Consider the following 21632-nt stretch of genomic DNA (forward strand, 5'->3'; position numbering starts at 1 on the left):
TCCTGAGTTTTCTGAAGGGCAAGAGTTTCGCGCTGAAAATGGTGCGCGGAGATTAATTGCCAGTAAGACAACAACATTGATCCGCGTCGTAGCTCGCAGCTAGAAGCTCGTAGCTTTCCTCTCAAACCAAGGAAGAAAAAGGCGAGAAAATGAAAAAAGGCTTGTTCTCACTAGTCGCGTCCCGTCGTTTCGGGCCGTTCTTCTTTACCCAATTCCTGGGTGCCTTTAACGATAATGTCTTCCGCCAGGCGCTCATCCTGTTGATCGCTTCCGGGGTGGTGACAGGCCTTAGTGTGAACACCCTTAATAACGTGGCGCTGGCGTTGTTTATTGTCCCCTTCTTCCTGTTTTCTGCCCTCGCCGGCCAAGTGGCAGACAAATATGACAAGGCCACTCTGGTGCGGAAGATCAAATTTGCGGAAATCTGCATCATGAGTGTCGCCGCAGTCGGGTTCTATTTCGATGCGGTATATTTCCTGCTTGGCGTGCTGTTCTGCATGGGGCTGCAATCCACCTTCTTTGGTCCGATAAAGTATTCCATCATTCCCCAGCATCTGGACGATAAGGAACTGGTCTCTGGTAACGCTTTGGTGGAGATGGGTACTTTCCTGGCCATTTTGCTGGGCTCGATTTCCGGGGTGCTGTTGAAGATGGAAGGTGTGGGGGATGGCGTGGTGGCGACCACTGTGGTGGGGCTGGCCTTGCTCGGGTATCTGTCTGCCGGTGCCATTCCGTCTGCTCCGGCAGCAGATAGCGGATTGAAGCTGAACTGGAATCTGTTCAAGGAGACCTGGCATATCGTGGGCTACGCACGGGAAGTGAAATCCGTGTGGATGTGCGTGCTGGGAATTTCCTGGTTCTGGTTTCTGGGCGCGGCCTATACCACTCAGTTGAAAGTCTATGTGGATGATTATTTGCTTGGCACAGACGGGCTTTATGCCTTGCTGCTGGGTACGTTTTCCATTGGCATTGGCCTGGGGTCCTTCCTGTGTGAAAAGCTCTCTGGCAAGCGGGTCGAACTGGGCCTGGTGCCACTGGGCTCGATTGGGCTGAGTCTGTTCGGTATTGATCTGTTCTTCTCCTACGCCGGCCTGCAGGGCACGGAGCAGGTGGATATTGCCGGTTTCCTGCAGCAGGCAGGCGGTTATCGGGTCCTGATCGATCTGCTCGGCATAGGTGTGTTCGGTGGTTTTTATATTGTGCCCCTGTTCGCCTTCATTCAGCACCGCTCGAATCCCAAGCACCTGTCCCGCATCATTGCGGCCAATAACATCCTCAACGCCTTGCTGATGGTATTGTCCGCAGCGGCAGGCATCGTGTTGATCGGTCTGCTGGAATTGACCGTACCCCAGTTCTTCCTGGCATTGGCGCTGGCGAATATTCTGGTGGCAAGCTATATCTATACGGTGGTGCCGGAGTTCCTGATTCGGCTGCTGGTGTGGATGCTGACCCACACCATGTATCGTGTGAAACATGAAGGGATGGACAAGATCCCGGAGGAAGGCGCCTGCGTACTGGTGTGCAATCATGTCAGCTATGTGGACGCACTGTTGTTGGCGGGTGCCATTCGTCGACCGGTGCGCTTCGTAATGTTCAAACCCATTTACGACATGCCGGTGCTGAACTACATCTTCCGTACCGGAAAGACCATTCCCATCGACTCGAAGAGCCGCAATCCGGAGATTTATGAGCGGGCTTTTGAACGGATTCGCGAAGAATTGGCCGAGGGTGAAGTGGTCTGTATCTTCCCGGAAGGCAAGCTCACCGGAGATGGTGAAGTGGATGAGTTCAAGGCCGGGATTGAAAAGATCATTGCCGATACTCCGGTACCGGTGGTGCCCATGGCGCTGTCCGGGCTGTGGGGAAGCTTTTTCAGTCACAAGGGTGGCAAGGCGCTGACCCGGTTGCCGCGGCGCTTCTGGTCGCGGATCAAGCTGAATGTGGGGGATGCCGTTCTTCCCGGAGAGGTGCAGGCGGCAGATTTGCGTGAACGGGTGCTGGCCCTGCGTGAGCGCCCCTGAGCGGGGCTGCGGTTGCGGAAAACATACGCAAGGTAACTTGCAGATTGGCGAAAACACCGCACACTCGATAATAATGAAAGAGGCGTTTACTCGCCCCACGACAATAACAACAGGAATAAGGTGTGTCGGAATCTACTCTGTCGCCTGCCGGCTTGCGGGCAAAGCTGCAGCAGCTGCTCTTGCAGTTGCCGCCAGTACAACGTGCTGATGAGCGCCTGCATCAGGTCGAGCACGATGTACTGCAAAGTCTGAAAGAGCGGCTCGAAGCACTGGATACCCCAGGGGAACTGGCAGGGCCGCCGGAAAGCCTGGGCCAACTACTGGACGTTTCTCTGGATCAGAGTCAGGCACAGGCGCAGACCATGCTGGTACGCCAGATACTAGCCGGTGTCTCGGCGGATGAAGCCCGTATTCTCGCTGCCCTGTCGGATGGCAGTGCTTTCCCGATGTTGTCCTTGTACAGCGGCGGTCGCTTTTCGCGCGGTCAGGTGCTGTACCGTTATTCCAACATTGGTCGTGCCGCCGGGGTGCAGTGCACGGACATGACTGCCTACTATCTGCATCGCCTGTTCCAGCAAGGCTGGGTATTGGCCACGGGATTTGAAGAAGCCAAACGAACGGATTATGAATTGCTGGAAGGCGACAGTTCGTTTCGCAAGGCGATGGTCCAGTTGAAACAGCACTGGCCCAAGATCAAGCCGCAGCGTGAAACGCTGCGATTCAGCCCGCTGGGGAATCAGCTGTGGGAACAACTGATGGCCGTGGCTGACGGGGAAGAGGAGTAGACAGTGATTACGGATCTGGATCTGATTCTGGCGGATATGCAGGCTAACTGGCTGCTCTATCTGTCCATGCCTTTCGTGGCAGCCGCCATTGGTTATGGCACCAAGGTGGTGGCCATCAAGATGATGTTCAAGCCACTGAAGTTTGTCGGCATTCGTCCTTTCTTCGGCTGGCAGGGCATTGTGCCGAGCAAGTCGGCCACCATGGCAAGTATCGCCTGCGATCTGATGATGGAGCGTCTGCTCAAACCGGAAGATGTGTTTAATCGGCTGGACCCACATCGGGTAGCGGAAGAAATTCGTGGGCCTCTGATTCGTGCGGTGGATGACATTACCCGTGAGGTGGCTGCGGAATACCAGCCGGGCTTGTGGGAATCTGCCCCGGAGCGGGTCAAGACCATGATTATCCAGCGCATCCAGAACGAAGCGCCACACATGGTCGAATTGATCATGGAGGATATCAAGACCAACATTACCCGGGTTTTCGATCTCAAGGATCTGGTCATCAATGCCCTGGTGCGCGACAAGGAACTGCTCAACCGGGTATTTCTGGAAGCGGGCCATGTGGAGTTCAAGTTTATCCGTAACTCCGGCATCTGGTTCGGCTTCGCTATCGGTATTGTGCAGGCGGTAGTCTGGGCGCTGACCCATAACGTCTGGGTGATCCCCCTGTTTGGCCTGTTCACCGGTTGGTTCACGGATTGGCTGGCGTTGAAAATGATTTTCAACCCGAAGCGCCCGACCCGCTATCTGGGCCTGTTCGAATGGCAGGGCCTGTTCCTGAAACGGCGTAAACAGGTTGCGGCGCGTTATGGCGAACTGGTGGCCAGTGAAATTGTCACGCCCGCTGCCGTCATTGAAGCCATTCTCAAGGGCCCGCTCTCTGATCGCCTGTTTGGGCTGGTGCAAAAGCAGGTTCAGCGAACCATGGATGAACAAGCCGGCTTGGCGAAGCCGCTGGTGGTATTTGCGGTGGGCAGCACCAAGTACCAGGAGATGAAGCGTTCCGTGGCTGACAAGGTCATGCTGCACCTGCCGGAAACGCTGAGCCACATGGAAGCCTATGCAGAAGAGGCCATGGATCTGAAGAACCTGCTGGTCAACAAGATGCAGGAGCTGACAGAAGATGAATTCGAGGGGCTGTTAAGGCCCGCATTCCAGCAGGACGAATGGATTCTGATTACCGTGGGGGCCGTGCTTGGCTTCCTGGTGGGTGAGTTGCAGGTGCATGTGATGCTGCACTTTGCGGTGCCGGTGGGATGAAGTATCCCATGACCAGACTATTACCGGTTTTCCTGTTCGGCTTGTTGGCGGGCTGTCAGGTTACCGTTGGCCAGCCCTCTTCCTCCTTGAGCTACGATGACCAGTCACGCTGGGATGACGATGAGGATGAGTGCGAAAATCGTTATCAGGCCAGCGCGAACATGGCCTCCTACAACCGTCATACTGCCATGAATGACCAGCTGCGTGAGTTCTGGGCCGAAGACCAGCGCTTCTATGAAGAACAGGGGCGTCGCGACTGTGATGACTGAGGTGACGTCCCCAGTGTCAGACTTCCGGCAGCAGATCCGTACCCGGAACCGCAGTGTAGGAAATTAGCTATTACCCATCGTTCCCCCAAACATTAGAATGCGGGCTTTCTATTTTTTATTGGGGAACAGGGAATGCTGGAAAAAGCAAAGAAAATCCTGCCGTTGAAAGGGGTCGCTGGACTGGTCGTCGGTGCCCTGACACTGATCATCATTGCGCAAAAATCCATTTTTTATGCCGAGCCGGGCTACGTCTATCATGTGCGTACCCTGATGGGGAATGAAGAGGTAGTGTCCGATGTGGGCTATCAGTTCTATCTGTTCGGTCGCTGGAACTCCTGGAAACGTGCGCTGACCGTTCAGGCGGTGCGGGGCGGCAGTGAGACACTGGATTACGTGGAAGTGGAAAGCTCGGAAACGTCCGCTGCCTTGCCGCCCCAAAACATCATGTTCCTGGATCAGGTAGACGCCAACGCCCAGGCTACGGTGCGTTTCACCATTCCTACGGACAAGGAAAGCTTCCTGCATCTTGCCCATGAATATCGCACTCCGGAAAACCTGCTGCGCACAGCGCTGATACCCGCCTTCAAGGAAACCCTGCAGGCCAATGCCTCGCTGATGAGCGCAGAAGAGTACTACTCTGGTGGCCGGACGGAATTCAATACCGAGTTTGAAAACCAGATGATCAACGGCATCTATATCGTTCGCCGTGAAGAGGTCAGTGAAAAGCGGGTGGGCGAGATCAAGGGATCGGCCAACGTGGCCATGGGCGCAGAACAGCAGGACTACGGAGATGACAGCAAGGTGGTGTTTGTTGTCAGAAAGATGGTCGATGAAGCCGGCATCCCGTTGCGTAAGTCACAGCGCTTTATCGATTATGGTGTCACCGTGGTTGAAGCCCGTGTGACCCAGATGGATCCCAACCAGCGTTTTGTAGAGCGTATGCAACTCAAGCAGAAAGCGTCTGCTGACCGAGCCATTGCCCGTGAGCAGCGGGTGCAGGAAGAAGAGCAGCGCTTGCTGGCCATTGCCCGCGGTGAGCGTGAGGTGGCAGAGCGTCAGGCCAAAGCCAAGGTAGATCAGATCCAGCGCACCACTGAAGCGGAAACCGAAAAGCAGCTGGCGATCACCCAGGCAGAGAAACAGAAAGAACAATCCGAGATCGAAAAAGAAACCGCACAGATTCAGCTGGAGAAGGCGCGGATTGAAGCGGAAACCCGCCGTACCCTGGCAGATGCGGAAGCCTACCAGAAGAAAGCGGTATTGCAGGCAGATAACGCCCTGGCGCAGAAGCTGGACGCCGAGATCGAAATTCAGAAGATCTGGGCCCAGGCCTTTGCCAACCGCAAGGTGCCCCAGTATGTATTTGGCGGTGGTGACGGCGGGACGCCCACCGGCTCTGATGGCGAAACCCGTGCCTTCATGCAGATGCTCACCCTGGATGCGGCCAAGCGACTTAGCTACGACCGTGATGTGAAGAAGTAATTTGTCGGGCAGGGGCTGATGTCAGTCCCCTGCCCTCTCTCCTGCAAACGCACTCATGAATTCATCGAGCGCTTTCTGACCACAAAGCTGTTGCTGATTCGATCATGCAGCAAGCGGCCCTTCAAAAAAGCATTCAGCACAAAGATTACCTTCCACAACAGCCCTGACGCGGTGAATGCCAATACTCGAAGCAGGTTATGCCAAAGCGGCAGCCGCATGCCAAAACGATTCACCACTGTCATGCCCAGCAGATACTTGCCTGGTGTCGCCTGTAGCGGCGAGCACTCCATGATTAATACCAGTAACAAATAGGCTGGAGGGGTGGAGACCAGTAGCCAGAAATCCGATATAGGATCATCCGGATACAACAGGTTATAGGGGCCGACAATCAACAAGGCTATCGCGGTGATCAGGAAAAACAGGTCGGTGAGGAAGGCAAGGGAGCGCATAGCGTAGCTGGCGTAATCAAGCTGGGGAGATGATGAAGTGCTTTGGATCGTCGGCTCGACAGGATCCCCTCCCCGCACACCTCGCAGGAGATCATTTGAGTTTGTTTCACTATCCAGGGACTGGAAAATCCAGTCGCAACCGGACTCTCCAAACTGCAGATAATAGAGCTGTCGTTTTCCAGTCCAGTTGAACAAGTGATTGAGATAGCGCAGCACAGCAGGGTGAGGCTTCACCCCGCTACAACGTTCTTTATCGTCAATGGCGTTAAAAACGGCCTGGCCGAGTTGATGATTGAAGTCGCTATCCAGTAGTTCTGGTGTTGTTGACAGGAATGACCAGGCGCCCGGATCACTAAGTCCCTGCGTGCGGCTGAGGCAGTGTTTGCATTCTTCAACAAGTGAGTCCAGGAGTGGATGGAGATCAGTATCGCTGTCGGCTTCCTCCACCGACATTGGCTGAATGCCAGAATCATGTTCTGGCCTGTCACTCCAATCCATTTCCTCTTCGGGGTTTTCGTATTCAGCTTCAGAGAATGGAATGTCGCTCTGGTCTGAAAACGTTGTTCTCTCATCCGCCATTTCTGCCAGCTGCAAAGCTTGCTTATAAGCCCTGTGCAGCTGTTGAAAGCCTTCTGGATCATCATCCGGACGGTGACGTTTCAATTTTTGTGCATAGGCCCGCTTGATGGCACGAACATCGTTGGTTGCAGGGATCTCCAGCTCTTTCCAGGGCATCAGCGTTGTTCCTGGCGTTCATTACTCAAGCGCCAATTAACCACATGGGTTTTGGTGAGCCTGTCCTGAATAAAATTCCCGTCGAGAAAACCGTTTGCAAACAGAAGTCCGAACACAATCAGTGGCGCATAGCCCATCATCAGCTCAGAAAAAATAAAAACAAGGGGTATGGAGCTCATGCAAACGGCACGCAATCCGGCTTTTTTCCAGCTGAGAGGATCGAAACGGTGATCCATCACTTTCAAACCGAGGACCAGTTTCCATGGAGTGGCCTGTAAACGGCTTTTCTCGAACAGGGAAGCGAGAACAATATAACCGAATAGCACAATATAAATTTTCGCGTCGGTCCAGAAGGGTTGGCTGAAATAGTTCGATAGCAAGGGGATTCGATAAATGGCATCGACCAGCAGGAGTATGCTGAAAAGATCGAGTAGTGCGGCGAACCCGCGCATCCGGGGTGTACTGAAATAGTAGTAATGCAGTTTCTTTGCTTTCTTTTTGATTTTTTCAGGAATGATGGATTTGCCGCCGCGGACGGCTCGGGATGGAGACGTGGCAGGTCCGCTTTCAATGATACTGAAGATAGTCTCGCAGGCCTGCTCTGGTTTGCCATGGCAGAGCTGCCATTTTTGCGTATCCCAGAATAAAAGTGAGTTAAGGTAGCGGACAACGTCGGCTTCTACATCGATCAACCCGGAGTCTCCCAGGAGGCTATCGTCCTGGCTTTCTACCAAAAGGGTAAAGATCTGGTGACTGAGTTGTTCATGCAGATCGGGATCCAGCAACAGGGGCTCGCGGGAAAGAAAATGCCATGCCTGTACATTGAACAAGCCATTCTGTTCATGGATCAGTGTTCTACACTGCTCGATCAGGTCTTGTAGCGCAGCCTGCCTTTGTGTGTCCTCGTGCTGTTGGGATGAAGGGGCCTGCAGTGAAGGACTCTCTTCCGTAAAAGCATAGTGCCAGCTCACCAGATGCTCCGGTGATGGTTTGGCGGTGGAATCGGTATTGTCTGGGACGGCGGCGGATACGTCAGCGGTGGAGAGGGCTGAATGTCTGCTAGCTTGTGAGAGCGCGGTTTTATAGGCTTGATGCAGTCGCTGAAATCCTTCTGGATCATCGTCTGGACGATTGAGCTTCAGCAAGCGGGCATAGGCCCGCTTGATTGTGCTTGAATCTGCGCTGGCATCAATTTGCAGAATAGCCCAGGGACTCATCAGAACCAGTCCTCACTTTCCAGCTGGGCTAGCGCGTCGGCTACCTGTTTGCGAGCCTTGGCAATTTCAGCAGGGTGCTGCCCTTCCAGCACTTTTTCAAACTGCTGGATAATATGCGCAATGTATTCGCGGCGTTCTCCAAGACTACTCTCATAAAGTCTTTCACCCCGGGCCAGCAACGCGCGGTTTTCTTCGCCATCACGGGGATGAAATTTCAGTGCTCCCAGTTTTTCCAGCGCTTTTTTCTTGTCAGCATCGCTCAATGCCCCTGGCGTATGCTCAATAAGGTGATTGAAGGTTTTCTGGTTGGAAATAACCGTTACATCCACTTCCAGCAGTCCATTCATGTCGTAACTGTAGCGGATATCAATGGCTTCATGCCCTTTTGGTGCAGCGGGCACCGGCACGGTTAACTCGCCCAGATAAACATTCTTCTCAACCAGCCGGTGCTCGCCCTGATAGACCTTGACGGTGACTTCGGCCTGATTGTCGTGGGCCGTATAAACCTGCTTGACGATACTGACGGGAACCACACAGTTGCGCTCAATAATCGGCAGGAAGTAATCACCCTGCCGGGGGTTATCATGATTGAGGACGCCAGTGCCCAGGGTATAGGGGCACACATCGGTAAGCACCACGTCGTCCAGGGCTTCGTTACGCATCATGAGACCTGCCTGAATCGCTGCGCCCATGGCGACGACGGTATCCGGATCCAAATGGCAGGAAGGCAGCCGGCTGAACATTTTTCCGATGGTGGAACGGAAAATACCGAGCCGGGTAGATCCACCTACCAGTACTACGTCATCAATCTTGTTCGGGTGCAGTCCGGCATCGCGGATCGCCCTTTCTATCGGGTGCTTGGCCCGCAGCAAAAGGGGGGTACTGATCCGGGCAAACCAGTCAGCAGTAACCGTAAAGTCTACCTGTTGGGTACCCAGATCCAGATTCAGCAGCTGATTTTCGCCGCCCAGTTTGCGCTTGGCGCCTTCCATCTGCAGATACAGGTTCTGCAACAGCAAGGGCTTGAGCTGATCACGCTTGAGGCCGTTTTGCCGCAGTACATCATCCACCATGGCATCAACAAAATCCTCGCCACCGAGGAAGTTGTCGCCGGCACTGGCGTGTACTTCCATGATGCCGTCGAAGAACTCCAGCAGGGACACATCGAAAGTGCCGCCGCCCAGATCCAGAATCAGGAACATGCCCTCCTGTTTCTGGTGCAAGCCATAGGCAATGGCCGCCGCCGTGGGTTCGTTGATCAGCCGTTCCACTTTCAGGCCAGCCAGTTCTGCGGCCAGTTTGGTGGCATGGCGCTGGTTGTCGTTGAAATAGGCCGGCACACTGATCACCGCATCGGTGACTGGCTCGCCGAGAAAGGTTTCGGCATCTTCCTTGAGTGAACGTAGCACCAGGGAGGACAGCTCGGTGGCAGTAAAGGCGCGGTTGGCAAGTTTGACCTTGTGGTCGGTGCCCATCAGGCGTTTGAAAGCGGCCACGGTGCGGTCACTGTGATTAATCAATCGCTGCCGGGCTGCCCGCCCCACAATCACTTCGCCGTTCTTGTCGAGACTGACCACAGAGGGTGTGAGGACGTCGCCGAGCCGGTTGGGAATCAGCTTGACCCCCTCTTCTGTCCATACCCCGCAGGCACTATTGGTCGTGCCAAGATCGATTCCGATGATGGTCATATCCCTTCCCTGTTATGCTGGCGGCCAAGGAGGCTGCCAAAGTTATGTTGCAAATAAGCCACAATTTACAGATTCCCGAGAATGAGATCGACCTTCAGGCGATTCGCGCCCAGGGCAGCGGTGGACAGAATGTGAACAAGGTCTCTTCCGCCATTCATCTCCGTTTCGATATTCGTGCGTCTTCTTTGCCCGACCTCTACAAGGAACGGCTACTGGCGCTCAGCGACCAGCGCATCAACAGCGATGGTGTGGTGGTCATCAAGGCACAGCAATTCCGCACCCAGGAAAAAAACAAGGAAAATGCCCTCGCCCGTCTGGCCCAGCTGATCCAGTCCGTCACCGTGGAGCAGAAAAAACGCAAGGCCACCCGTCCTACCCTGGGTAGCAAGAAACGCCGCATGGACAAGAAAACCAAACGCGGCCAGATCAAGTCCCTGCGCGGCAAGGTGGATCCGGGGTAAAGCAGCCCCAGGATCAAGAGCATTTTCACCACAGAGTTCACAGAGATCACCGAGAAGAAAGGGCTTTACTCTGTGTGCTCCGTGAACTCTGTGGTGGATACGTTTTCTGGCGGCTTTTGCCCGGTCGCGGCGTTAATAGCTCGAGGCGCGGCTCAGGCTCTTGAAGTCGGCACTCATAGTGAGTCGTGTTGTCGCTTGCAACTCCATTGACACAATCCCTCCACCTGCTTGGCATTTTCGGACCGCCTTCTTCACTCTCCCCTTTGCTAAGCTTGGGGCAAGTTAAACAGGGAGAGACTGCATGAAAGCGATTACCACCACAGGTTGGGGCCCCAACACCAAGCTGGTTGTCACTGAAACCGATGCCCCGGCACGGCTGGGTGTGGATGACGTGCTGGTGGAAGTGCATGCAGCCTCAGTGAATCCCAAGGACTGGAAGCTCAACTATCATCTGGCCATGGCGGCGACCCCAGTGGGTACCCATCGTCTGCCGCCGATTTTCGGCGATGATCTGGCCGGTGTAGTGATTGCCAAAGGCAGTAATGTTCGCCACTTCGAGATTGGCGATGCGGTGTATGGTATGGACATGCGCCTGCGCACTGCCTCTCTGGCGGAGCAGGCCCGTATCAGTCAGCACCGGGTGGCCAAAAAGCCCGCCAACCTCAGTTTCAATGAAGCGGCTTCCCTGCCCCTGGCGGCGCTCACCGCACTGCAGGGATTACGCAAAGGCGGTGCCCGGCCAGGAAAGTCAGTACTGATCATTGGTGCGTCCGGCGGTGTGGGTACCCTGGCAGTACAGATTGCCAAACAAATGAAACTGCATGTGACCGGGGTGTGCAGCACCCGCAATCTGGACTTCGTCCGTGAGCTGGGTGCCGATGCGCTGATTGATTATACCCAGGGGGATTACCGCAAAACGGCGGGTGAGTTCGACATCGTGTTTGACGTCACCTCTTATGAAACCCCCCTCACCTGCCGGACGCTGCTTGGCAAAAGCGGCCACTTCATTTCCACTGGTGGTCAGGGTGCTTCCATGGTGGCCACCCCGTTCTATCGGTTGCTGGGCAAGAAAGCAGACACGGTGGTGGTGGAATCCTATCGCCAGGACCTGGACACTTTGGCGGAGATGGTGGAGCAAGGTGTGCTGAAGCCAATCATTGATAGCGTGTTCCCGCTGGCTGAAAGTGAGGCGGCCTACGAACGCAACCGCAGTGGCCGTTGTCGAGGCAAGGTGGTGATCGAGGTGACACAGTCAGCGCATTGATATGACGCGGATCTGCCTGAATCCACCCGCCCCTTTACCCTGACATCGATCAAGGTGAATAAACGGATAAACCTTGATCTATATCTATATGGCTGTTCTGAACCGTTGATAGCGTGAAGCATGGATTAATCCCGGAGGTGGATCATGCGTATCGCTTGGGGCCCGCAATATGAGCTGGGCATACTGGTCATCGACCAACAGCACAAGCGCATTGTCGATTACATCAATGCACTGGATCAGTTGGTGGGATTGCCTGATGCCTATCAGGGTGTCGCCCGCATCCTTTACGACCTGGTGGACTACACCGAATCGCATTTCAGTTTTGAAGAAGCGCTAATGGAGCGTGCCGGTTACAAGGAAACCGATGAGCACCACAATGTTCATCGCAAGTTCACCATGCGTATCGAGGCCCTGCTGCGCAGTTCAGAGAACGGAGAGGATGTGGCAGAAGCCCTGCTGCAGCTGCTGGAAAAATGGTTGTTGCATCATATTCTCGAAGAGGATCGGGCTTACGCAGATGAAGTAAGAGACTTCATCAACAGTATTGGCCGTGAACGGTTGGGGGGATGGGTGAACGACAATGTTCGCAAGCATTTCAGGGTGTCATGACAGCCACCGCTCCCTTGAACTTAGAATAAGCATATAGCCAGATAGACTTGGCGAAGCGCGTCACTGCGGCAATTTGCCGCAGGTTGTCGCGGCTGAGGTCAAATAGAATGCCCCGCTGCCTGATTTCATTCTTGCTGAATTCGTTGTGTGGGGCTCTTCGTGTCGCGTCTTGTTCAAATATCACTACCTCTTTACGTAATCTCCCTGCTGCCGCTGGTGGCGGTCAGCGCAGAAAGTGAGCCGTATGAGCTGGCTCCGGTTCAGGTCAGTGGCCAGCAGGCGACTGCGACGGAAACCACACGAACCGACCTGCAGCGCGAGCAGTCGCTCACGCCGGGTGGCGTGACGGTGGTGGAAGCGGAAGAGTTGCAAGAGCGCAGCGTCGTGACCTTGGGTGACATGCTGCGCTACGTGCCGGGCATGTGGACCGCCGATGGGGGCACCGGAGACGGGACCTTTCTGTCCAGCCGTGGCTCCAATCTGGACTCCGTCAATTATGATGGCAATGGCGTCAAACTGATGATCGACGGCTTGCCGGTAACCGCCGCCGATGGCAACAACCACAACAGCTTTATTGACCCTCTTGCTGCCCGCTATGCGGTGATTGCCCGTGGCGCCAACGCCATGACCTATGGGGCCAGCACCCTGGGCGGCGCCATCGACTTTATCAGCCCCACGGCGCGCACTACCGATAATCAGGCTTATCTGAGTGTGGGCAGCCACGGCACCGTGCAGAACAGTGTCACCGGTGGCACCGTGGCGGGCAATCTGGATGCGCTGGTGACGGTGGAGCAGCGCAGCTATGACGGTTTCCGTGGCCATCAGGAACAGCAGCGCAGCAGTGTCTATGCCAACACCGGCTGGCAGATTACCGACAGCGTTGAAAACCGCCTTTACCTCACCTATGTGGACAACGATCAGGAACTGGCCGGCGCTCTGACTCAGGACCAGTTTGATGAGGATCCCTACCAGGCGGGCAGCAACAACGAGCGCGGCAACTTCCTCAAGAATGTGGAGAAGTGGCGGGTGGCCAATCGCACCCAATGGGACCTCAGCGATACCAGCAGTCTGGTGGTGGGCTTTTCCTTTGAAGACCAGTCTCTCTACCACCCGATTGTGGGCGGTGTCGCCCCCGGTGGTTTCAGCTTGTTGATTGATAATGATCAGACCACCTTCGGCAGCACCGTGCGTTATAACACCCTGATCGGCAATCACGATCTGCTGTTGGGCCTCAACTATGGCGAGACCCGGGTTAAGGGGGGAAATTACAATCATCTCGCCGGTATCCGTGGAGCACAGACTATCCGTACCGATAACCAGGCCAACAACCTGGAAGTGTTCGCCATGGATCGCTGGCATCTGAGCGACCGCTGGACTCTGGTGTACGGTGCTCAGGCAGTGACAGGTAACCGGGAAGTGCGCAACGTGCTCGTCCCCAGTGGCGTTGAGCGCAATCCGGAAGACGACTATGAGTCCATCAACCCGCGCGTCGGGGTGATCTATCAGGTGGCGGATCGCAGCGAACTGTTCGCCAGCGTCAGCAAACTGTTTGAAGCGCCGACTCTCTATGAGCTGGAAGACGATGTGGCGGCCAACAACAACACTCTCGATGCCATGCAGGGGCAGGTTGCAGAAGTGGGCACCCGTGGTGCTGCAGCTCTGGGCGTCGCCAGTGAATGGAACTGGGAATTCACCGTTTACTATGCGCAGATCGAAGACGAAATTCTCTCTCTTGATGATCCCAATGCCACGGGCACCAGCCTGGCTACCAATGTGGATGACACCATCCATGCCGGTGTGGAAGCCCTGTTCGGTGCCAGCATTGCACTTGGCAACAGCGATCACCGTATCGCCCCGCTGGTCAGCCTGACCTGGAACGATTTCAGCTTCGACAATGATCCGCTCTATGGCGACAACCAGCTGCCGGTGGCCCCCAAATTCTTTATCAAGGGTGAGGTGATGTACCGCCACGCCAACGGCTTCTATGCCGGCCCCACCTTCGACATTGTTGATGATCGCTACGCAGACTTTGCCAACAGCTATGAGGTGGAGGGTTACGAACTGGTGGGCCTGCGCACCGGTCTGGATCGTGATCGTTGGGAAGTGTATCTGGAAGGTCGCAACCTGACGGACGAAGCCTATGTGGCCAACGTGAGCGCACGTAATGACCTGAGCGCGCCGGCCACCGCAGCGGGTGCAGCGATTCTGCAGGCCGGCGAGCCGCGCGCATTCTACGCCGGTGTTCGCTTCGACTTCTAGCCATCCATCAGGAACGGACTACCATGACCGCCACCGCGCATTCTTCATCTCGCCCTGGCCGCTTCCATGCGGCTGTGTGGCGCTGGCATTTCCTGATCGGGATGCTGGTAATTCCGTTCCTGTTCATTTTGGCGGGCAGTGGTGCCCTGATGCTGCTGAGCAAGCCACTGGATAACGCCCTGAACAAGGAGCTGTTGGTGGTGGAAGCCGGGGTCAATCCCCTGCCCGCATCGGTGCTGCTGGAGCGGGTGCGTGAGGCCTTTCCCCATGCCACGGTGAAACTGTATCTGCCACCGCAACGCCCAGGCCAGGCCGCGCGGTTCTCGCTGCAGAGTGGTCACGGCGGCGGCCACGGTGGTCATGGTGCGCCGAGTACCGTGGCGTACCTGAACCCCTATACCGGAGAATTGCTGGGCAGCAATGATCCTGCTGACAGTGTTTACGCCATGGTGAAGCAGTGGCATGGCTCCCTGTATCTGGGGCGCACTGGTGAGCTGCTGATCGAAATGGCCGCCGGGCTGGCGGTGCTGATGATCGTCACCGGCCTGTATCTGGCCTGGCCGAAAAATGGCTGGCGTGCACTCATGCCTGCCCACGCGCTGGCCAACCGTGCCGCGTGGCGGCGCTGGCACCTGAGCCTTGGTTGGTTGATTGCCGTGCCGCTGCTGTTCTTCCTGATCTCCGGCATGGCCTGGACCAGCATCTGGGGCGGCAAGCTGGTGCAGCCCTGGGGGTCGCTGCCCGGCACCCGCTTTGAGCTTCCGGAAACTCAGCCAGCACCGGGCATGGATCACGCCAGCATGAACGAGCATGGCCTGCATCGGGTGCCTTGGGCTGTAGAGCAGACGTCGCTGCCGCAAGGATCGCCGGGCCCCGTCCAGTTGGACCTGGGTGCAGTGGTCAAGCAGGCCGCTGAGCACGGTTTCCAACAATTCCGCGTGCACTTCCCACAGGGAGAGCGCGGCGTCTGGACGGTGTCTGCCACCACCATTGCCGGCGACATCAGTAACCCGCTGGACGAACGTATCCTGCACCTGAATCCGGCCAACGGTGAACCCCTCAAGGACATTCGATTTGCCGATTACCCGGCCATGGGCAAGGCCATGGCGGCGTCCATTCCGTTCCATCAGGGTGATCTGGGATGGTGGAACTGGTGGCTTAACCTGCTGCTGGTGACGCTGGTCATGGCGTTGGTGATCACCGGCGCCATTGTCTGGTGGAAGCGTCAGTCCCGGCGGGCGCCGCCGAAAGGTGAGCGGTCTTCCGGGCGCGCGGTGGCGGTGTTGATGGTGGTCGTTGGCTGTGCGTTTCCGCTATCCGCCGCGGTGCTGGTGGGCATCATTCTGCTGGATGCCTTCTGGCCGCAACGGACAACAACGAAACAGCAGGAAGTCAACTAACGGTTTCTTTTCACCTTGCCGTGGCGGGAAGTGTCCCGTCACGGCCGCCACACACAGATTCTGATACCGTGTCTTGAAGCTGGCAGACAGGGCACAGGATTCTCCCGAATGATTTCACAACTGGTCACGGTTATCCGCAGTACGCTGGCGTTTGTCTTGCCACCGCTGGTCGGCATGCTGTGGTTTCTGGTTTGTTTGCCTTTGGGTCGACGTCGCGCCATCAACAGTGGCATCCGCGTGGTCACCTGGCTGGGCCTGTGGCTGGCGAGTATTCGACTGCAGGTGGAGGGTGAGGTTGCCCTGCTGGAACAACGCCCGGCCATCTTCGTGATCAATCACCAGAGCGGCACCGACCCGATTATTGGCGCCCGCCTGGTGCGCCATGACATGGTCGCCATCGGCAAATACGAATTACAGTTCCATCCTCTGTTGGGCCCCTTGATGAAAGCCTTCGGTACGGTATTCGTCAAACGCGAACAGGGCATTGGCCCGCAAGTGCTGGCGCCGCTGTTACCGGCGCTGGCGGCGGGTGATGCGGTGGTGCTCGCGCCAGAGGGCAAGCGCAGCAGCAATGGTCAGTTGCTGCCGTTCAAACCCGGTGCGTTATGGTTGGCGCAGCAATCCGGTGCGCCACTGATTCCTGTGGTACTCCACAATAGTGGAGAGATCCTGCCGGCCCATGGCTTGTTGATGAAACCGGGCACCGTCAGGGTCACGGTTTTACCACCGCAGCCGGCGAACCTGACCTCCGAGCAATTGCGACAGGTGTTTGCCGATGCGCTGGATCACTAGCTCCGTTTTGATGTTGTTGTGGCTGCCATCTCTGGTTGCCGCAGAGAGCGTGGTCCGAACTTCCCTGCCTGGTCCGGACCGGTTCGAGTTGCAAACGGCACTCCCTATCCCCCGCAGTCAGTTGCTGCCGATACTGGAAGCACCCTGCCATGTGCGTCAGTGGATGCCCGGTATCGAAACCCTCTCCATTCTTGATCGCCCCACTGCAACGCAAACGCTGGTCTATATGGCGCGCAAAGCCCCATGGCCGTTAAGCGGCAGGGATGCGGTCACCCTGTTCGAGCGTCACCCCGGCGAGCCGCTGGTGCTGACCATGTCTGGCCAACCCGAGGCCTGGCCTGAACAACCAGGCCATGTGCGCGTACCCTATACGGAAGGTAGCTGGACGCTGCATGATGATGGCAGTACCACCCAGGTGGTCTACCAGCAGCAGGTGGATCCGGGTGGCGGTATCCCGCAATGGCTGGCTGACCGGTTGGCACCAGGGCAGATGGAAGCGGCACTGACCGCACTGGAGAGTTATGTACGCGATCCACACCGCAAGGACTGTACTGCTGCTGATGCTCCTGTGGGTACCGGCGGCGCAGGCGAACACTGACTGCGAGGAAGGTTACTTCGCCCTTCAGCAGACACTGAAACAGGCGGGTATTGAGGATGCCCAGGCCCAGACCTTGCCGGAACATCCCCATCTGGGCATCAACCGCTGGTTGGCCTATCTGCAACAGCAGGCTGAGACGCCGGCACAGCAGCAGCAGTGGATCAGGCTGGCCACGGAGAAGGCCTGGCAGGATCAGTCCCTGATGATCCAGCGACTGCCACCCGAGGGTAATGTGACGCCGGCGGCTGCCATGGCCCTGCTCCAGCGCTGCCTGCCAATACTGGCTGCGCGCACGGATTTTACTCAGTTGCCTGAGGCCTCTGTGCCGGACAGCTATGCGACCTGGTTGCGTGCGGTGGGGATTTATCCTCTCACGGCCTGGCTGGCCACAGGCTCCATCAACAACTACCACCAGGAAATGAGTGCTCGCTTCAGCCAACCGGCACCTAAACCACAACGGCAATATGTGCCGCCAACGGCGGTAGGTTTTCCGGTGGCTCCCTCCTCCTTGTCGGAAAATCCCCTGCAAATCCCTCTGCCAAACGCCATGCAGCGTCAGGCCCTGCTGCTCAACTACGCACCGGTGCTGATGGTGGCAGATGAGCAACCCTGGAACCAGCCGGGGAGGATTGAGCTCAATGAGAACGGTGACCCAGCCGTCTATACCCGCGAGCATGTGAGCTACACCTGGATCAGCTGGACCCGTTACCGCGAACAAAACCTGCTACAACTCAACTATCAGTTCTGGTTCAGTGAACGACCCAAAAGCAGTTGGCTGGATGGCTACGGGGGTGAGCTCGATGGCTTGATCTGGCGAGTCACTCTTAAGCCGGATGGCAGAGTGTTGTATTACGACAGCATTCACCCCTGTGGCTGCTACCACAAAGTCTATCCAGTGGAGCCGACACTGAAGCAAGCGGCCATCGAAGGGGATAAACCGGTGTTCTACCCCCACCCTGTGGCGGATGCGTATGAACAACGGATCAGCCTGATGCTGGCACCGGATACGCACTATGTGGTGCGCATTGGTTCAGCAGAGGAACAATTGCCGACCGACAGCTATGGATTCGTTGATGCAGACAGCCTGCGAGCCCTCCCAAGGCGGGATGGTCAGGTGGGCAGCTTGTTCAATGGCAACGGTCTTGTACCCGAGTCAAAGCGAGGGGAGCGGTGGTATCTGTGGCCCATGGGCGTGCCCTCTGCGGGGGCCATGCGTCAACCCGGCGAACATGCGATCGCGTTCAAAGGCCGACGTCATTTTGATGAGCCAACACTGACAGACATTCTGTTTGAGTAGGCCCTACCTACTTACCGCTGTGCCGGTCAGGTTTGGTAGCGCAAACAATAGAGGCCAGGTGGGTGTTGTAAACTGCCGGTGGGGCCATCTTAAGGCTTTATCAGTCATCAATAACCGAATCAGAATAGTGGGTCGATCATGGGGAAATACTCGGGCTATCACCTTTCAGAGCATCAGGAGCTGTGTTGTGAAACACCGTCCCACAAAGATGATCTCTTCGGTGAGATGGCCAGCCAACGGGGAATTCTGGCGACTCACGCCTGGCATGTAGCAGAATTTCTCAAGCCCAGTCACCGCTATTTGCATCTGCTGGCCTATGACGATGAGCAGATCAAGCAGGTCCACGAAGAAGGTCACCACGACGGCGCCTCCAGTTTCAGTACCCTGGAATATGTGCTGTTGAACGATGCAGAGGTGCGGGACAGCTGGAATCTGTCCGATCCTGCTGACCTGCAAAGGCTGGCCGAAACGGATTTTCCCCAGCAATTGCACAGTGCCCTGATCGGCTCTCCGGGGACCTTCATTGAATTATTGGCGATGTTTCTGGGCGAGCAGTTGGATGTCGCGTGGCTGAATAGGTTCAGGCTGAGGCCGCAGCAACTTTCCGATGTGATGGACAACCTCCCTATCCCGCTGCTGAGAAACTATGTGGAGTCAGGCCTGTTGAGTTCGGCGGCACTTGAGGTGATCTTCAATGCCCATCTCTATCGGGCAGGGATGGATTATCAGAGCCGTAAGCGTAACGAGCCCATCAAGTCCTGCTGTTATCTGCTGTTTGATGAACAGTACAAACCCGCACATCCCGCCCTCAAGCAAGCCGTGGCCTGCTATCAACTGATCAGTGGAGGTAATTGGCGTGGCGTTCTTGATACGCGAGACAAACTGACACTGTCGGATGAACAATTTCGCTATTTCAGGGAAAGTCATAGCCTGGAAGACGTAATCGCCACCCTTGCTGATCCAGCCATAACGCTTCAAGGCAACATGATGCCTTACATTAGTCAGGCGCTGACAACCGGGCATATTCGGGCAGCAACCACCTTGCTAAAAAAACAGTCCGGGGCCGGTCGTTATTTTCATGATTTTATTCGCGAGTTCATGGCGGTGTACGGCGCACTTCCCCGCGTCAGTTTTGATATTTCACCGTTCTATCAAAAAGTGAAGCAGCAGCAACAGAATGCCGACGCCCTCACGATACGCCAGCTCTGTGAAAACGGGTATGTCGATGCGCTGATAGCCCGCCTGAAAGCGAGTGATGCAGACATCAAGACATTGAACTCCGCACTGCAATATGCCGCCGACAAAGGCTACGCCCACATTGTCCGATTACTGCATGAGGCAGGAGCCGAACTGGACACCTGGAACAACTACGCCATCAAAACCGCTAGCAGCAAAGGGTTTGTGCCCTTGCAGCAATATCTTCTCAAGCACGGCATCCGCGGATAGCGTTACTTGGACTGAATACTCCCGCTTTCATGGGTTCTTTCCTGCAAGCCCTTAAGCGCCTTTTTCTCGAACGCCTTACCCGTTTGCATGGAGGCCTCTTCAGGACTGATTCGCACCAGTTTTTCGTCTGTCAGTTGAGTCAGGAGATCATCCTCTACTACCCAGATGATGGCGGTCTGGTCTCCGGTGGGCAGGGTAACGAAACGATAGCGGGATTCTTGATCCAGAGCGATCCTGTTTAACAATGCCAATACCGCTGACAGGTCATACCAGTCGCCATAGTTCTCCGCGCGTTGTTGCCAGGAAGTCTCGCCGAGCTGTGCCTTGAGCAGATAAGGTTCATCATTACTGCTGTAATCCTGTGGAGCGACTTCAGTGAAGGAGACCTCTCGCAGATCACTCAACAAGGCTACCTGTTTCAGCAGGTAGTCATGCTCGTTGGGAAACACTCCGGTCTCTGCATCAAACCAGTACACATTGCCAAGCTCTCCCAGGTATTCCGACGCGGTCAGTGCGCGATCCAGCGAGCTGTATTCACCTGGCTCGTTGGGTAACAACGCCAGTTCCCGTAAATAGTTTTCCAGACTGCCTTTTTCAGGGAAGCGAGTCAGGGCAGTGACCAAAGGGGCCAGCTGCGAGTAGGCGTTGTCCTGGATGGTCCAGTCGTGCATGGTCTGCGCATCAGTGACGGCAGCGGGCCTATCCCTGAGCGCTTTATCGCGAAGGCAGGTTTCCACATCGTAGGTGTGCTTGCCGCGAGCAAGATCTTGCTGCCTGCCAACGCAGCTCCCTGCTGTCGGTGGGGCATTGCTGGCGAGCTCAGCAGCCGGGGTCGTAGCCGTGCTGCTGGCCTGTGATGGTGTCTTGTCGCAGCCCGCGCTCAACAGCGACATCAAGCAGACCAGAAAAATTTCCTTTCCATAATGCATGCGGTTTCTCACCATTCCTTGTGATAACGATGAACTTGCGGATGCTATCGTGCGCGCAAAAGCGCGCGACACTGGTTCCCCAGCATCCAGACCCCTATGCCCGAAAACAGTAACGCGATCAGTGCCATCATTAAATACATACCCCAGCGAATATCGCGATACAGCAGTGCCTCTTTTGGCGCGCTCGGATTTACAAAACAGCGGAACGGCTGCTGGCTGTCACGATACCCTTCGAGTTCACGTACAATCACCCGGTGATAACTGGTGCCATCCTCGGGGCCATACAGCGACACCCGATCGCCAACATATTCCTGTCCTTGGAGTTGATAACGATATCGTGCCGTACTGTCGTAAGTGATGCTGCCGCTACTGTGATGCTCCTGCAGCTTCACCGTCTCAATCATGGCGGGCACTTCCACCCAGTGCCGGGTGAGCTTCCACTGCTGAATCGGCAGGCCGATCAGGTGCCAGGCTGTCATCGCCGGAATGGCAATAAAGGCCAGGGCGATGATAACGATCTGGTGGTCGAAGTTGTGGTAGGTGTGCGGCATTATCAGTCTGGAATAGTAAACAAAAATCCAGTTATACGAAGATGAGGGTGCACGGTGCAAGCCCCGCCCCCGGATTTGTAAACTGGAGGCGGTCAAACGTTACTCCGCCTGCTTAAAAGC

General features: G+C 56.1%; 19 protein-coding genes. 14 read left to right on the plus strand and 5 right to left on the minus strand.

Features of this window, described 5'->3' with window-relative positions:
- The first annotated feature begins 149 nt into the window (after nt 1–149).
- From Y5S_RS13440 to Y5S_RS13460, 5 genes are all read left to right on the plus strand, one after another.
- Nucleotides 150–2021, plus strand: coding sequence for an MFS transporter (locus Y5S_RS13440; RefSeq protein WP_035233655.1), 1872 nt, complete (start codon nt 150–152; stop codon nt 2019–2021).
- Nucleotides 2022–2143: 122 nt separating this feature from the next.
- A complete protein-coding gene (locus Y5S_RS13445) occupies nt 2144–2806 on the plus strand; it encodes an Abi-alpha family protein (RefSeq protein WP_035233657.1) in 663 nt (220 codons plus the stop codon).
- 3 nt (nt 2807–2809) lie between these two features.
- Complete coding sequence (locus tag Y5S_RS13450) at nt 2810–4066, plus strand: DUF445 domain-containing protein (RefSeq protein WP_035233658.1); 1257 nt, start codon at nt 2810–2812, stop codon at nt 4064–4066.
- A gap of 8 nt (nt 4067–4074) precedes the next feature.
- Nucleotides 4075–4335, plus strand: a complete 261-nt coding sequence (locus tag Y5S_RS13455; RefSeq protein ID WP_156107773.1) for a hypothetical protein — start codon at nt 4075–4077, stop codon at nt 4333–4335.
- A 132-nt stretch (nt 4336–4467) separates the two neighbouring features.
- Nucleotides 4468–5817 carry an SPFH domain-containing protein gene (locus tag Y5S_RS13460; RefSeq protein WP_035233660.1) on the plus strand — a complete coding sequence of 450 codons (1350 nt, stop codon included), beginning with the start codon at nt 4468–4470 and terminating at the stop codon, nt 5815–5817.
- 53 nt (nt 5818–5870) lie between these two features.
- Here the strand turns inward: Y5S_RS13460 and Y5S_RS13465 are convergent, their stop codons facing one another.
- From Y5S_RS13465 to Y5S_RS13475, 3 genes are all read right to left on the minus strand, one after another.
- On the minus strand, nt 5871–7001 hold the full coding sequence (locus Y5S_RS13465) for an RDD family protein (RefSeq protein ID WP_035233661.1): 1131 nt from the start codon (nt 6999–7001) through the stop codon (nt 5871–5873).
- The gene (locus Y5S_RS13470) at nt 7001–8146 is read right to left on the minus strand and encodes an RDD family protein (RefSeq protein ID WP_156107775.1); all 1146 of its coding nucleotides are present in this window, start codon (nt 8144–8146) and stop codon (nt 7001–7003) included. Before Y5S_RS13470 ends, Y5S_RS13465 begins: the two co-directional genes overlap by 1 nt.
- Before the next feature lie 71 nt (nt 8147–8217).
- Nucleotides 8218–9906, minus strand: a complete 1689-nt coding sequence (locus Y5S_RS13475; protein WP_035233664.1) for an Hsp70 family protein — start codon at nt 9904–9906, stop codon at nt 8218–8220.
- Nucleotides 9907–9950: 44 nt separating this feature from the next.
- Here Y5S_RS13475 and arfB point away from each other — a divergent pair, with 44 nt between their 5' ends.
- From arfB to Y5S_RS13520, 9 genes are all read left to right on the plus strand, one after another.
- Nucleotides 9951–10367 carry an alternative ribosome rescue aminoacyl-tRNA hydrolase ArfB gene (arfB, locus tag Y5S_RS13480; protein WP_035233709.1) on the plus strand — a complete coding sequence of 139 codons (417 nt, stop codon included), beginning with the start codon at nt 9951–9953 and terminating at the stop codon, nt 10365–10367.
- 301 nt (nt 10368–10668) lie between these two features.
- Nucleotides 10669–11631 carry an NAD(P)-dependent alcohol dehydrogenase gene (locus Y5S_RS13485; protein ID WP_035233666.1) on the plus strand — a complete coding sequence of 321 codons (963 nt, stop codon included), beginning with the start codon at nt 10669–10671 and terminating at the stop codon, nt 11629–11631.
- A gap of 144 nt (nt 11632–11775) precedes the next feature.
- On the plus strand, nt 11776–12240 hold the full coding sequence (locus tag Y5S_RS13490; protein WP_035233668.1) for a bacteriohemerythrin: 465 nt from the start codon (nt 11776–11778) through the stop codon (nt 12238–12240).
- Between the two features lie 159 nt (nt 12241–12399).
- Nucleotides 12400–14499 carry a TonB-dependent receptor family protein gene (locus tag Y5S_RS13495; RefSeq protein ID WP_052041610.1) on the plus strand — a complete coding sequence of 700 codons (2100 nt, stop codon included), beginning with the start codon at nt 12400–12402 and terminating at the stop codon, nt 14497–14499.
- Nucleotides 14500–14522: 23 nt separating this feature from the next.
- A complete protein-coding gene (locus Y5S_RS13500) occupies nt 14523–15899 on the plus strand; it encodes a PepSY-associated TM helix domain-containing protein (RefSeq protein WP_052041611.1) in 1377 nt (458 codons plus the stop codon).
- 108 nt (nt 15900–16007) lie between these two features.
- A complete protein-coding gene (locus Y5S_RS13505) occupies nt 16008–16691 on the plus strand; it encodes a lysophospholipid acyltransferase family protein (protein ID WP_035233669.1) in 684 nt (227 codons plus the stop codon).
- Nucleotides 16675–17289 carry an START domain-containing protein gene (locus Y5S_RS13510; protein WP_035233671.1) on the plus strand — a complete coding sequence of 205 codons (615 nt, stop codon included), beginning with the start codon at nt 16675–16677 and terminating at the stop codon, nt 17287–17289. Before Y5S_RS13505 ends, Y5S_RS13510 begins: the two co-directional genes overlap by 17 nt.
- The gene (locus Y5S_RS13515) at nt 17213–18586 is read left to right on the plus strand and encodes a hypothetical protein (protein WP_035233674.1); all 1374 of its coding nucleotides are present in this window, start codon (nt 17213–17215) and stop codon (nt 18584–18586) included. The genes Y5S_RS13510 and Y5S_RS13515 overlap by 77 nt, the downstream gene beginning before the upstream one ends.
- Before the next feature lie 138 nt (nt 18587–18724).
- Nucleotides 18725–20032, plus strand: coding sequence for an ankyrin repeat domain-containing protein (locus tag Y5S_RS13520; protein WP_035233675.1), 1308 nt, complete (start codon nt 18725–18727; stop codon nt 20030–20032).
- Nucleotides 20033–20034: 2 nt separating this feature from the next.
- Here the strand turns inward: Y5S_RS13520 and Y5S_RS13525 are convergent, their stop codons facing one another.
- The gene (locus Y5S_RS13525) at nt 20035–20961 is read right to left on the minus strand and encodes a hypothetical protein (RefSeq protein ID WP_035233676.1); all 927 of its coding nucleotides are present in this window, start codon (nt 20959–20961) and stop codon (nt 20035–20037) included.
- A gap of 44 nt (nt 20962–21005) precedes the next feature.
- Nucleotides 21006–21608 carry a DUF3592 domain-containing protein gene (locus Y5S_RS13530; protein WP_156107777.1) on the minus strand — a complete coding sequence of 201 codons (603 nt, stop codon included), beginning with the start codon at nt 21606–21608 and terminating at the stop codon, nt 21006–21008.
- Nucleotides 21609–21632: the final 24 nt, after the last annotated feature.

The sequence above is a fragment of the Alcanivorax nanhaiticus genome, assembly GCF_000756665.1.
Taxonomy (GTDB): Bacteria; Pseudomonadota; Gammaproteobacteria; order Pseudomonadales; family Alcanivoracaceae; genus Alcanivorax; species Alcanivorax nanhaiticus.

What these genes read in the sequence shown, in the direction of transcription:
- Y5S_RS13510 (WP_035233671.1), top strand. Translation starts at nt 16,675, where the DNA reads ATGCGCTGGATCACTAGCTCCGTTTTGATGTTGTTGTGGCTGCCATCT.
- Y5S_RS13440 (WP_035233655.1), top strand. Translation starts at nt 150, where the DNA reads ATGAAAAAAGGCTTGTTCTCACTAGTCGCGTCCCGTCGTTTCGGGCCG.
- Y5S_RS13505 (WP_035233669.1), top strand. Translation starts at nt 16,008, where the DNA reads ATGATTTCACAACTGGTCACGGTTATCCGCAGTACGCTGGCGTTTGTC.
- Y5S_RS13455 (WP_156107773.1), top strand. Translation starts at nt 4,075, where the DNA reads ATGACCAGACTATTACCGGTTTTCCTGTTCGGCTTGTTGGCGGGCTGT.
- Y5S_RS13485 (WP_035233666.1), top strand. Translation starts at nt 10,669, where the DNA reads ATGAAAGCGATTACCACCACAGGTTGGGGCCCCAACACCAAGCTGGTT.
- Y5S_RS13500 (WP_052041611.1), top strand. Translation starts at nt 14,523, where the DNA reads ATGACCGCCACCGCGCATTCTTCATCTCGCCCTGGCCGCTTCCATGCG.
- Y5S_RS13475 (WP_035233664.1), bottom strand. Translation starts at nt 9,906, where the DNA reads ATGACCATCATCGGAATCGATCTTGGCACGACCAATAGTGCCTGCGGG.
- Y5S_RS13490 (WP_035233668.1), top strand. Translation starts at nt 11,776, where the DNA reads ATGCGTATCGCTTGGGGCCCGCAATATGAGCTGGGCATACTGGTCATC.
- Y5S_RS13460 (WP_035233660.1), top strand. Translation starts at nt 4,468, where the DNA reads ATGCTGGAAAAAGCAAAGAAAATCCTGCCGTTGAAAGGGGTCGCTGGA.
- Y5S_RS13525 (WP_035233676.1), bottom strand. Translation starts at nt 20,961, where the DNA reads ATGCATTATGGAAAGGAAATTTTTCTGGTCTGCTTGATGTCGCTGTTG.
- arfB (WP_035233709.1), top strand. Translation starts at nt 9,951, where the DNA reads ATGTTGCAAATAAGCCACAATTTACAGATTCCCGAGAATGAGATCGAC.
- Y5S_RS13520 (WP_035233675.1), top strand. Translation starts at nt 18,725, where the DNA reads ATGGGGAAATACTCGGGCTATCACCTTTCAGAGCATCAGGAGCTGTGT.
- Y5S_RS13515 (WP_035233674.1), top strand. Translation starts at nt 17,213, where the DNA reads ATGTACGCGATCCACACCGCAAGGACTGTACTGCTGCTGATGCTCCTG.
- Y5S_RS13465 (WP_035233661.1), bottom strand. Translation starts at nt 7,001, where the DNA reads ATGCCCTGGAAAGAGCTGGAGATCCCTGCAACCAACGATGTTCGTGCC.